Source organism: Citrobacter sp. Cpo142, assembly GCF_030332425.1.
GTDB lineage: Bacteria > Pseudomonadota > Gammaproteobacteria > Enterobacterales > Enterobacteriaceae > Citrobacter > Citrobacter portucalensis.
The window spans coordinates 49332-61970 of record NZ_JAOWHW010000115.1 but is presented as its reverse complement, the minus strand read 5'-3'; the positions used below and the strand labels follow the sequence as shown (position 1 = coordinate 61970).

The 12639-nt window shown below is 49.3% G+C and carries 12 protein-coding genes; 7 read left to right on the top strand and 5 right to left on the bottom strand.

Annotation, left to right across the window (positions count from 1 at the left end; all coding sequences use genetic code 11):
• A partial coding sequence (locus tag OGY18_RS12160; protein ID WP_286553151.1) for a dehydroquinate synthase/iron-containing alcohol dehydrogenase family protein occupies nucleotides 1-661 on the top strand: 661 nt, incomplete at its 5' end.
• An 84-nt stretch (nucleotides 662-745) separates the two neighbouring features.
• On the opposite strand, the gene xni is transcribed toward OGY18_RS12160, so the two are convergent.
• From xni to queF, 5 genes are all read right to left on the bottom strand, one after another.
• Entirely contained in the window at nucleotides 746-1501 is a 756-nt protein-coding gene (gene xni, locus OGY18_RS12155; protein ID WP_286553149.1) for a flap endonuclease Xni, read from the bottom strand.
• A 169-nt stretch (nucleotides 1502-1670) separates the two neighbouring features.
• Nucleotides 1671-3038 carry an L-serine ammonia-lyase gene (locus tag OGY18_RS12150; RefSeq protein ID WP_003034070.1) on the bottom strand — a complete coding sequence of 456 codons (1368 nt, stop codon included), beginning with the start codon at nucleotides 3036-3038 and terminating at the stop codon, nucleotides 1671-1673.
• Nucleotides 3039-3091: 53 nt separating this feature from the next.
• Nucleotides 3092-4381, bottom strand: coding sequence for an HAAAP family serine/threonine permease (locus tag OGY18_RS12145; RefSeq protein WP_003034073.1), 1290 nt, complete (start codon nucleotides 4379-4381; stop codon nucleotides 3092-3094).
• A 560-nt stretch (nucleotides 4382-4941) separates the two neighbouring features.
• Nucleotides 4942-6306, bottom strand: a complete 1365-nt coding sequence (ppnN, locus tag OGY18_RS12140) for a nucleotide 5'-monophosphate nucleosidase PpnN (protein WP_003034076.1) — start codon at nucleotides 6304-6306, stop codon at nucleotides 4942-4944.
• Nucleotides 6307-6419: 113 nt separating this feature from the next.
• Nucleotides 6420-7268, bottom strand: coding sequence for an NADPH-dependent 7-cyano-7-deazaguanine reductase QueF (queF, locus tag OGY18_RS12135; RefSeq protein WP_003825665.1), 849 nt, complete (start codon nucleotides 7266-7268; stop codon nucleotides 6420-6422).
• A gap of 68 nt (nucleotides 7269-7336) precedes the next feature.
• Between queF and syd the strand changes: the two genes are divergently transcribed.
• The 6 genes from syd (at nucleotide 7337) to OGY18_RS12105 (ending at nucleotide 12483) form a co-directional block, all read left to right on the top strand.
• Nucleotides 7337-7882 carry a SecY-interacting protein gene (gene syd, locus OGY18_RS12130; protein WP_003825668.1) on the top strand — a complete coding sequence of 182 codons (546 nt, stop codon included), beginning with the start codon at nucleotides 7337-7339 and terminating at the stop codon, nucleotides 7880-7882.
• Between the two features lie 632 nt (nucleotides 7883-8514).
• On the top strand, nucleotides 8515-8844 hold the full coding sequence (locus OGY18_RS12125) for a YqcC family protein (protein WP_003825670.1): 330 nt from the start codon (nucleotides 8515-8517) through the stop codon (nucleotides 8842-8844).
• A complete protein-coding gene (truC, locus tag OGY18_RS12120; protein WP_003825671.1) occupies nucleotides 8844-9626 on the top strand; it encodes a tRNA pseudouridine(65) synthase TruC in 783 nt (260 codons plus the stop codon). Before OGY18_RS12125 ends, truC begins: the two co-directional genes overlap by 1 nt.
• A gap of 19 nt (nucleotides 9627-9645) precedes the next feature.
• The gene (locus tag OGY18_RS12115) at nucleotides 9646-10095 is read left to right on the top strand and encodes a flavodoxin (protein WP_191213990.1); all 450 of its coding nucleotides are present in this window, start codon (nucleotides 9646-9648) and stop codon (nucleotides 10093-10095) included.
• A 323-nt stretch (nucleotides 10096-10418) separates the two neighbouring features.
• Nucleotides 10419-12089 carry a DUF8093 domain-containing protein gene (locus OGY18_RS12110; protein ID WP_286553143.1) on the top strand — a complete coding sequence of 557 codons (1671 nt, stop codon included), beginning with the start codon at nucleotides 10419-10421 and terminating at the stop codon, nucleotides 12087-12089.
• Nucleotides 12067-12483: a hypothetical protein gene (locus OGY18_RS12105; protein WP_191236034.1), complete on the top strand. Its 417-nt coding sequence runs from the start codon at nucleotides 12067-12069 to the stop codon at nucleotides 12481-12483. The genes OGY18_RS12110 and OGY18_RS12105 overlap by 23 nt, the downstream gene beginning before the upstream one ends.
• Nucleotides 12484-12639 lie beyond the last annotated feature (156 nt).

The following is a 12639-nucleotide window of genomic DNA, read 5'->3' as shown; positions in this document are numbered from 1 at the left end:
ATCGGCCCAGATCCGCGAAATTTTAATCAGCGAGTCAGCTTGGGAAGAAATGACCTGCTTATTCGCACCTTCCTTAAAAGCGGCTACTGGCGTAGATGCACTGACTCATGCCATTGAAGGCTACATCACGCGGGCTGCGTGGGCGCTTACCGATGCGCTGCACATTAAAGCCATCGAAATTATTGCCGGGTCATTACGCGGTTCCGTTGCGGGCGACAGCCAGGCGGGGGAAGCGATGGCTCTGGGCCAGTACGTTGCCGGGATGGGTTTCCCCAACGTAGGTCTGGGATTAGTGCATGGTATGGCACACCCGTTAGGCGCGTTCTACAACACGCCGCACGGCGTCGCGAATGCCATTTTGCTGCCGCACGTGATGCACTATAACGCCGAATTCACCGGGGAAAAATTCCGCGATATTGCCCGGGTAATGGGGGTTAAGGTTGAAGGACTGACGCTGGCAGATGCACGCAAAGCGGCGGTGGATGCCGTCTTCGCCCTTAATCGCGATGTAGGTATCCCACTGCATCTACGCGATGTTGGCGTCCGTAAAGAGGATATTCCTGCGCTGGCGCAAGCCGCATTTGACGATGTTTGTACCGGGGGAAATCCGCGTGAAGCGAGCCTTGGGGATATCGTTGAGCTGTACCACACCGCCTGGTAATTGCTTTATCCGGTCTACAGGGTTGCACGAAATGTAGGCCGGATAAGCGCAGCGCCATCCGGCAACAGAACTATCGCCAAAGAACTATCGAACCAGGCGTAGTTGCTGTAGATTCCCGTCGATATGTAAGTCTGTTTGCAACCGCGCGATATCGCGGCACAAAAACGCCATCTCCCGATGTTCTTCGAGTTTCTTGCGCCATTTCTCCGGTACGTCATCCAGATGTTCATACAGCGCCTCCAGCGTTGGAAACTGTGCCAGCAGTTGTGTGGCGCTTTTAGGACCAATACCGGCAACCCCCGGTATTTTAGAACTGCTGATCCCGGCCAGTCCCCAATAATCTGGCAGTTGTTGCGGCAGTACGCCGAACTCTTTCTCGATAAACGGCGCATCCAGCCAGCGTTTCTGGAAATAATCGCGAATCCGCAGCGTTGGGGAGAGTAGCTGACAGTAGCCTTTATCGGTTGAGACGATAGTCGCCTGGTGTCCCGCCTGGCTAACTTTCACCGCCAGAGTGGCGGCTAAATCATCGGCTTCATTCCCGCTGGATACCCAGCAGCAGACGCCGCGCTGTTCAAAAGCGGCGCGTAAGGCGGACATTTCCTGGTGTAAATCGTCAGGCATCGGCGGGCGACCGGCTTTGTAGTCAGGTAACCGTTGGTGACGCCAGCCGCTGTTACGCGCTTCGTCATCAAATACCGCCACGGCGTGCGTGGGTTGACTGTGCACAATCAGCTGATCGAGCGCGTGCTGGCATGTCTCCACGCAGGGGGAGCCCTGTACGGCGTGAATACGGCGGATGAGATTCAGTGCATCAACAATGAGCAGGTGGACGGCCACGGTGTTCTCCCTAACAAATTAGTCTGTAGGGTAACATTCACGACGAGTGGAGACGAGCATTGCGAAAGAGCGCTATCCGAAAGCCTGATAAGCGAAGCGCCAGCAGGCAATAAAAGCCGGATGCGGCGAGCGCCTTATCCGGCCTACAGATACGAAAATGTGCTGAGAATTAATCGCAGGTGACAATCTTCATCGCCAGACCACCACGAGAGGTTTCGCGGTATTTGGCATTCATGTCTTTACCGGTTTCGTACATGGTCTCGATAACTTTATCGAGGCACACGCGTGGTTCACTGGTACGGCGCAGCGCCATACGTGCAGCGTTCACCGCTTTAACCGAAGCAATGGCATTACGCTCAATGCACGGTACCTGAACCTGGCCGGCAACCGGGTCGCAGGTCAGACCCAGGTTGTGTTCCATACCGATTTCTGCCGCGATGCACACCTGCATTGGGCTACCGCCCAGCAGTTCAGCCAGACCAGCCGCTGCCATGGAGCAGGCGACGCCAACTTCACCCTGACAGCCGACTTCGGCACCAGAGATAGAGGCGTTCATCTTGTACAGTGAACCAATGGCGCTCGCGACCAGCATGTAGCGTGCCAGCGAGTTAGCGTTCACTTCACGGATAAACTTGTCGTAATACGCCAGTACGGCAGGAACAATCCCGCATGCACCGTTGGTTGGTGCAGTCACCACGCGTCCACCGGCTGCGTTTTCTTCGTTCACGGCCAGCGCGAACATGTTGATCCAGTCAACAACCGCCATCGGGTCGGTGGTGGTTTTGTCGCTGCTGACCAGCATGCGACGCAGCGCAGCAGCACGACGCGGAACGCGCAGTTTGCCCGGCAATACACCTTCGGTGGTGATGCCGCGTTCAATCCCGCTACGCATCACTTCCCAGACGTTAGCAAAGTGCTGTTCCAGCTCTTCTTTGCTGTGCAGCGCCAGTTCGTTTTGCATCATCAGACCGGAAAGCGACAGGCCGGTTTCCTGGCAATGACGTTGCAAATCAGCTGCGGATTTATACGGATATGGCACGTTTACCGGAGAGTTGTTCGGTAAACCAAAATGTTCTTCATCAACGATGAACCCACCGCCAATGGAATAGTAAGTCTGGCTGTAAATGGCCTTTTCGCCCGCCAGTGCGGTAATGCGCATCCCGTTTTCGTGCAGGGACAGATTGTCCGCATGGAAATTCATGCACTTATCGACCGGGAACTCGACCTCATGTTGACCGTCTGCCAGCAGCAAACGCCCATGAGTATTCACATCCTGGATAAAGGACGGAATGGCATCAATGTCTACGGTATCCGGCAGATTACCCGCCAGGCCCATAATAATCGCGATGTCGGTATGGTGACCTTTCCCCGTCAGAGATAAAGAGCCATAGACATCAACCACTACGCGGGTTACGTCAGTGAGAATTCCGCGTGCAATCAGGTCATCCGTGAATTGTTTGCCTGCTTTCATCGGGCCAACAGTGTGGGAGCTGGAAGGGCCAATGCCGATTTTGAAAATATCGAATACGCTAATCATGAGGCGTCCATTGTGTATCGAGGTGCGCCGCCCCGAGGAGCGGCGCAGGGGAATTAACTGAACAGAGAGTAGAAAATAGCGGAGATAGCGATCAGGCCCATAATCACAACGAAGACGTTGCTGATATGGCCGCTGTACTTACGCATTGCCGGTACTTTCTGAATGGCATACATCGGCATCAGGAACAGAATCATCGCGATGATTGGGCCACCCAGGGTCTCAATCATGCCGAGGATGCTTGGGTTCAGCGTCGCCACAATCCAGGTGGTTACCAGCATGAACAGCGCAGTGATTTTGTTCAGTTTGTTGATTTCGATGGATTTGCCTTTGCCGCGCAGAGACTTAATCACCATACCATTGAAGCCTTCACGTGCGCCCAGGTAGTGGCCCAGGAAGGATTTGGTGATAGCGATAATCGCGATGATCGGTGCCATCCAGGCAATAATCGGCGCGTTAAAGTGGTTCGCCAGGTAAGACAGAATCGAGATGTTCTGCTCTTTCGCTGCTGCCAGGTCTGCCGGAGTCAGGCTGAATACGCAGCTGAAGACGAAGAACATAACGGTCAGTACCATCATGATGTGAGCGAATGCCAGAATCTTGGAGCATTTTTTCTCTGCTTCATCACCGTACTCTTCACGCTTCGCCACGGCGAAGGAGGAGATGATCGGGGAGTGGTTGAAGGAGAACACCATTACCGGAATTGCCAGCCACAGGGTCAACAGCAGGCCGTTGCCGGTGGTTGCCGCAGAGTCAAAAGACATGGTTTCCAGAATCGCACCGCTCCACTGAGGGATCAGGTACAGCGCCAGCAGCATCAGCGCCGCAACGAACGGGAATACCAGGATGCTCATCGCCTTAACGATCATTTGCTCACCGAAGCGCACGATGGTCATCATGCCGACAATCAGGATCAGTGACAGGATTGCGCGCGGCGGCGGCGTAATCGCCAGCTGGTGGGTCAGGAAGCTTTCAACCGTGTTGGTGATGGCTACGCTGTAAACCAACAGAATCGGGTAGATAGCGAAGAAGTAGAGCAGGGTAATCAGTTTACCTGCACCAACACCAAAGTGTTCTTCTACAACTTCGGTGATGTCTTCACCCGGATTTTTACCGGACAGCACAAAGCGAGTCAGGCCACGGTGTGCAAAGAAGGTCATTGGGAAGGCAAGGATCGCCATGATGATCAGCGGGATCATACCGCCTACGCCTGCGTTAATCGGCAGGAACAATACACCCGCCCCAATCGCCGTGCCGTAAAGGCCCAGCATCCACATGGTGTCTGTTTTGCGCCATGCGCTGCGGGTCTGGCCCGTAACGATAGTGCTGGTTTGAGTGTTTTCCATCTATTTCTCCTGGAGGAAGCTTAAAAAGTCGGGTTTGGGGTCAATCCAATGAGAAAGTACCCGACTGTAAATCGAAATTCGTTGAGCGATTTTTATATAATTTTTCGCCGTAATAATTTTCGGGCGGAAAGATACATTTTAGTAATGAATGTATCAGTGATCGGGATCCCAAATGCAATAATCCACCTTTTATGTGGATAAATTTGGGCCATTAATCTGTTAAAAAATAGTCAAAGCGAATTTACGGGCGCGAAGGCTAACATTAACGACATATCTCATGAAAGCGAAGGCGCGAAGATAGGCGTGTTCAGCTGTAAAAACTGTTGTTTTTAGATGATTTCGGCGACTAATAATAATTTTCTAAGATAAATCACGGTTGGTTTTTCAAGGTAATCGTTTGCGTGGCTCGCTGTTTTTTATGAATCATCACTGGCATTTATATGATTGTCGGAGCTATGTGACTGGTATCACTAAAAAAAGCCGGGAGGCAAGTGCGCCAAACCCGGCTTTGATATGGACAAAACTGTCACCGCTATAGCGCTGCTAGCGGGTGTTGAAGGTTAGGCGCAGATCTCGTAACAAGGGATATACGCAGTGCCCGGTAACTTCATACGATGTTGTGCAACAAAGCCCTGCAAGAGATCGTCCATGCGGCGCATCATTTCACGATCACCGTGGATTTTATACGGGCCAAACTCTTCAATAGCGCGGATGCCAACTTCTTTCACGTTACCCGCCACAATACCGGAGAATGCGCGACGTAGATCGGCCGCCAGTACTTCAACGGGTTGATCCGGGTACAGCTTCAGGTTGGCCATGTTTTCATGAGACGGTTCGAACGGCATTTGCAGATCGGGCGCGATACGAATCGACCAGTTAAAGCTGTAAGCATCACCTGTGTCGCGACGGTTTTCTTTCACCAGCGGCATCGCTTTTTTCATCAGACGCGCCACTTCCGCTGCATCGTCAATGATAATGCGATAGTGGCGACGCGCATCTTCCCCCAGCGTGTGCACGATAAATTCGTCCAGCACGCGGAAGTAATCCGCACTCTCTTTTGGTCCGGTCAGGATCAGCGGTAGTACCTGATCTTTGTTCGCTGGATTCATCAGGATCCCCAGCAGATACAGCAGCTCTTCTGCTGTCCCTACGCCACCCGGGAAGATGATAATACCGTGGGCGATACGCACGAACGCTTCCAGACGTTTTTCAATGTCCGGCATGATGATCAGTTCGTTTACCAGCGGGTTAGGCGGTTCAGCGGCGATGATTGACGGTTCGGTCATGCCAATAAAGCGGCTGTCTTTGTATCGCTGCTGGGCGTGGCCGACCGCAGCGCCTTTCATTGGCGCTTCCATCGCCCCCGGACCGCAGCCGGTACAGATGTTTAGTTCGCGCAGGCCCAGTTGGGTGCCGACGCGACGGGCGTACAGGTATTCATTCTCGTTGATTGAGTGACCGCCCCAGCAGACGACCATGTTCGGCGCTTCACCAACGTGCAGCGCCCGTGCATTACGCAGGATCGAGAATACGAGGTTGGTAATATGCACCGAGCTTTCGAGATCCAAATGCTGAAAACGACCAGCGTTATGGATCTGGCCATTGACGAACAGAATGTCACGCAGCACGGCAAACAGGTTTGCCTGTAGCGCACGAATAATGCGTCCGTCAACAAACGCATCTTCAGGTGGGTTGATCAGTTCCAGCTTCACGCCCCGTTCGCGGCGCAGTACGTTAATATCGAAACTTTCAAAGCGTGACAGCAGTTCTTTGCTGTTGTCGGTCAAACTGCCGGAGTTCAGAACGGCAAGCGAACAGTTACGAAACAGTTGATACAGGTCGCTGCTGGCCGTGCGTTTAAGCATATCGACTTCCAGCTGCGACAACATGTCCATTGAGCCAAGCGGGCTAATATGTGTAATCAAGTAAACTCCTTATGGGACGCAACACGTCATTCCCTATTGATTACAATAGCCCTGGCTTATGACCTTTCACAACCTTGCGCGCGGAATCCGACACGCAAAATTGAGAAAAAAGATTACTGACGTACCAGACGACCGGTTGCCGGAGTGAAATCGGTGTTGGTGCGCCATGGGTTAATGTCCAGGCCGCCACGTCGCGTGTAGCGTGCGTAGACGCTCAGTTTCTCTGGCTGGCAGAAGCGCAGAATGTCATTGAAAATACGTTCCACGCACTGCTCATGAAATTCATTATGGTGGCGGAAGGAGACCAGATAACGCAGCAGCTTCTCTCTGTCGATTTTCCGTCCACGATACTGAATTTGTATGGAGCCCCAGTCGGGTTGATGGGTAATCAGACAGTTGGATTTCAGCAGGTGGCTGACCAGCGTCTCTTCCACTGCTTTTTCACCGCTCACGGCATTTTCCAGATACGCAGTGCTGAACTGGTAGTTGTCGATGACGATATCCTGATTGTCGATACAGGTCCCATTAAAGTGGGCTATCGGCTGCCCTTCCAGTTCGTCAAGGCGGTACAGCGCCACGCTGACATCACCTTGAGCGCAGGCGCGAAGATCGTTTTCCAGTGTCTGGCGTACCGCGTCCCAGGAATCAAAACGCGTCTGGTTAAAACTGTTCAGGTAAAGCTTAAAGCTTTTCGACTCAATCAGATTTACGCTGGTGTAATCCAGTTCCACGTGACCGACCGCGACTTGCGGTAAGCCGTTGGCATTCAGCCACGACAGTTCATATAGCGTCCAGATATCCGCACCGTGAAAAGGCAAGTTATCGGCCTTTAAATCCAGCGGGTCGCGATTCAGGCTGCGCGGAACGCCCTGCAACAGACTTGCATCGTAATTGTCTCGGTAATCCGTTGATTTACCAAGAGTCAGGCCGTTAAGCGCCTGATGATTTTCATAAGAGGACATGTTTCACCGTCATAAACCAGATACACTATGCGACAAGTGTATCCTGGCTTTTGTGAAGAGAGAAATCAGTGGACGAATTGACAGCGCAGGCGTTGATAGCCTTTACGACGCGTTATTGCGACGCATGGCATGAAAAAAACAACAGTTGGCCGCTCAGCGAAGAGCTGTATGGCGTACCTTCTCCGTGTATCATTTCTTCCACAGACGATGCCGTATTTTGGCGGCCTCAACCATTTGTCGGCGAAAATAACCTCAATGCGGTTGAACGGGCATTTGATATTGTGGTACAACCTGCCGTTCACGCTTTTTACACCACCCAGTTTGCTGGTGATATGCACGCGCAGTTTGCGGATGAAAAGCTCACGCTGCTGCAAACCTGGAGTGAAGATGACTTCAGGCGCGTTCAGGAAAACCTGATTGGTCATCTGGTTACGCAAAAGCGCCTCAAGCTATCACCTACGCTTTTTATTGCCACACAAGATAATGAGCTTGACGTCATTTCGGTGTGCAATCTGTCCGGTGAAGTGTGCAAAGAAACGCTGGGAACCCGTAAACGAACGGTGCTGGCGGCCTCACTTGCGGAATTCCTCACTCAACTTAAGCCAGTTCTGTAATCCAGTTTGCCCTGAATCTTGTGAGAGATCTCTTACAAACCCTGTAGGACATTGCCAGGTGATAAGTAAAGACTTAATGAATTGATAAAATAATAATTTATTATTATTCAATTGGTTAGTGTTTTATTGTCAACTTTCATACGAAAATAATCGTAAGGGTAAGCCTGTAAGCATCTTGTAAGACAAAGCGAAACAGGCGATTCTATATCTGTCGACAAGGAGTCGCACAACGAAGAGAACATCAGGATGATGGCTCTTCGACAGGACACACCAGGACGGTGTTGCAAGGACAGGCTTCAGGACGAAGCAAAGAGGAAGACGCTGGATGCGTTAAAGGACACCTCCAGGATGGAGAATGAGAGCCGGTCAGGATGTTCGGCGGGTCTGGATGGCCAGGATACTTCAGGATGAAGTTTTCACATCGGGGTGATGTGAGCAGGATGCAAAAGTTCAGGATGAACACGGTCGTAAGACCACAGGAAAAGTTGTCACGGATGAGCAGGGAGCACTAAAAGTAGCTGGAATGCTGCGAAACGAACCGGGAGCACTGTTTTTACAGTGCTCCCTTTTTTTATTTCCCTTCACTAGTGCTATTCTTCGCGCCAGATTCTTTCATCATTGAGGTTAATTTCATGACGACTCATGACCGTGTGCGCCAGCAGTTACACGCACTTGAAGCGCTACTGCGTGAACATCATCACTGGCGGATGGATGAGCCAGCAGAGCATCTGTTTACCAGTACGCAGCCTTTTTGTATGGATACCATGGAGCCGGTCGAGTGGCTGCAGTGGGTGTTGATTCCCCGCATGCATACGTTGATTGATAACGCGCAGCCGCTTCCGCAGGCTTTTGCCGTCGCACCGTATTACGAAATGGCGCTGGCAGCCGATCACCCGCAACGCGACATTCTCCTGGCTGCATTGCAGGAGCTGGATGCGCTGTTTACAAGTGATAACGCCTGATGCTGGAAATTCTTTATCAGGACGAATGGCTGGTCGCCGTCAATAAACCTTCGGGCTGGTTGGTTCACCGCAGTTGGCTCGACCGGGATGAGAAAGTGGTGGTGATGCAAACGGTGCGCGACCAAATTGGTCAGCACGTATTTACCGCCCATCGACTCGACAGACCAACCTCCGGCGTGCTGCTGATGGGACTGTCCAGCGAAGCCGGGCGTTTACTGTCCCAGCAGTTTGAACATCATCAAATTCAGAAACGCTATCATGCGATTGTGCGTGGCTGGCTGATGGATGATGCCGTGCTGGATTACCCGCTGGTCGAAGAGCTGGATAAGATTGCCGATAAGTTTGCCCGCGATGATAAAGGCCCGCAGCCTGCTGTCACCCATTATCGTGGCCTGGCAACGGTAGAAATGCCGGTAGCGACCGGGCGTTATCCGACTACCCGTTACGGGCTGGTGGAGCTGGACCCTAAAACCGGTCGCAAGCACCAGCTCAGACGCCATCTGGCGCACTTGCGCCATCCGATTATCGGCGACAGCAAGCATGGTGATTTGCGGCAAAACCGCAGCGCCGCAGAGCATTTCGGTTGCCAGAGATTGATGCTGCATGCCAGCCAGCTTGCGCTGACCCATCCTTTCACCGGCGAACCGCTGGTTATTCGCGCCGGGCTGGATGACGTCTGGATGCAGGCGTTATCACAGTTTGGCTGGCGTGGACTTCTCCCTGAGAATGAAAGGGTTGAGTTCAGCGGGCTGTCAGGTCAGGATGAGCAGATAGATTCTTAAGTCCCAGGAGATTACGGTTATGGCGGAAATTGGAATTTTTGTCGGCACGATGTACGGAAACGCGCTGCTGGTTGCCGAAGAGGCCGAAGCTATTTTGACGGCGCAGGGTCATAAAGCTACGGTGTTCGAAGATCCGGAGCTTAGCGACTGGCAGGCATATCAGGATAAATATGTGCTGGTAGTGACCTCAACGACCGGGCAGGGCGATCTGCCGGATAGCATCGTGCCGCTGTTTCAAGGGATCAAAGATAATCTCGGTTTCCAGCCAAATCTGCATTACGGCGTTATTGCGCTGGGCGACAGTAGCTACGTTAATTTCTGCAATGGCGGCAAACTGTTCGATGCTTTGTTGCAGGAACAAAGCGCCCACCGGGTAGGGGAAATGCTGCTGATTGATGCCAGCGAGCATCCTGAACCGGAAAGTGAATCCAATCCCTGGGTAGAAAACTGGGGAACTTTGCTTAAATAATCTCTCGCCCGGCGGCGATTTGCTTGCACGGGCCTGTAACAAATGATGGACATGGAGAGACCAATCTGATTATCAATAAGGAAAATTTTCTTTAATTTATCTGTATTATAAATACAATCGCATAGTTTTATTTCTAACCCGAATTTATACAAATTAAATTCGGGTTTTTTATTATTTATGATAGCAAAAGCACAAACAAGTAACCCAGTTATCATGCTTTAATAAAAACAGGCTTAAAAAACTGGGTTTTGTGAATGAATTAATGAGATGAATAAATGAGATAAAATGATAATAACGGAAATTATTAAACTAAGGAGGGGAACTTGTTTACTTTGTATAACACTCGGGATTTTAGCCAAAGTGCCAGATTAGAGGACTTTGAAAAAATAGTGTCACCTAAAGAAGGTCTTAGGCTAGCAAGGGTATATTATGAACTTGATAATAAAAATCAGCGCTCAGCTATAGTTGGTCTACCACAGAGAAAATGGAATGTAAACCAATATTCTTCCGTTGCGTATGAAAGCCCCACCAATGGTAGATCTAATCCCATTTATGATGAGATACAACACAAATTATACGTGGGCTGGATAATAGCGATTGATTGTGGTGAGCATTGGTCCTGGGACAGAAATCCTTTTTATTTTGATGAGGACGGAGAGTTAGTTTATGAACCATTTATGCCCGATGTATTCGACAGCATCTTCGAAGAGAGCGTAAGGAGAGCTTATCAGGAAACTCTCGACAGAGAACAGGGGAGAAAAACAAGGCCTACTCGAAAGATTGAGTATGGCGCACCAGGTTATATTGCACCCACACTAAAACCTCTTACCGTAGTACCAGGGCCTTCATGTCCGGTTGAAGAGGATAAACCGCCCCGCGAACCTGTAGATGCGGGATTTTGTGTACTGCCCTATGAGGCCACACCGTCATCTTTTGAATCCAGGTTTTTTATTAATCCTCCGGATGGTACACGTGAGTTATACCACAAGCTCAATCCAGATATAAAAAAACAACCGGGTTCAATTCTGCTTGTAGTTGATCCTGAAATGCAAGATCAGCAACAGATTGAAACATTGCAAAAAGCGCGTGATAGAATTGATAAAGCGCTTGCACCATTAACACTGCCAGAAGCCCGAGTGTTACACGAAAACAGAGCTTCCGTAGATATTTTTTCTTCACAATTATACAGCGATGCTTTAGGACAAAGCGGGGATATCCTGGGTTATATAAAGGATGCCGGTGGGGGGTATTATGAAGAAATAAATAAAACACTCAATGAAATACAGGAGCTTTATAAGAAAACATATAGTGGTAATTCTGGTCGTATTTCTGGAGAGGAGTTTTTTGGTCAACGAGAACGGCTATTTAAAAAATTAGACGGTATTTTGAATAAATTCTCAAAAGAACGGCTAAATTTAAAACAATATGAAGATATAAAGCAGGTATTAGGTTTATCAACCAAATCAATTATGCATAAGTGGGATCAAACAGGAGTAAAAGATATTGAGGGGTATGCAAGCTATATAGAAACATCAGCGAAACTGATAAAAATAATGAGAACAACAGGCTATATAGGTGTTGGTCTTGATTTTGCGAGTTATACCACTAACGTTTATGAGGCTTGCGCAAAAGGACGTGAAAGCGAATGTAGAAAGGCAGCGATAACGGAGTACAGTAAATTCGGCCTCAAACAAACAGCAAGTTTTGCTGGCGGAGCTGCCGGGGGAATTATGGGGAGAGCCGCTTGTACATGGGTTCTGGGATTGATTACATCAGAAGCTGGAGGTATTGGCGCAATTGTATGTCTGGTAAGTGGCATTGCTTCAAGTATTGCAGGAAGTAAATATTCGGAAAAAGTGGGTGAGAAACTAGGTGATAGGTTTGGTGGATTAGTGAATGACGATCTTGATAATCCAGAATTTAAACGATATGACCCAGATTCATTTAATGAAGCAGCAGGTGTCATAATATATGAAAAAGTTTTTAACAGATAATATAGATGTCATTAATATGAGCCTTGGCATAATGCTGGTTATTATAACGTTGATCTTAATATTTATGTCTTATGTGATAAATGATGAGAAGTATAAAAAAATAGTGATATTATACGAGGGGAAATTTGGTCGTCTTCCTATCACTGCAAGTTTGGCGAGAACAGCAAGTTTAATTGGTACTCCCGGTATCTACTTTGCAAAGATAGATTTCATTATGTCTAGTCTGATTTTTCCCTATAATAGGGTTTTTAATAATGATATGAGTATTGAAGCATATCATTTTATTCGTTCCTTACCCAAAGAGTTAACCACGGGGTTTAAAGTTGAAGCGGCGTTCTGGTTTGTTGAATTTATTGTTCTGGCTTTTTTGGTGATCCTTTATTATTTTTTATGAAAAATCTAATGTTAATAGGGACTCCAATAAACTAGAGTCCTTTTTTTATTTCAATTTCCCAAATTCCTGAACAACAATCTCATCATAAGTTGCAGCAGGTAATAACCCACTAAAAAAATTTGAGTTACGTTAGGCGTTGGTCTGCAATCTAAGAGA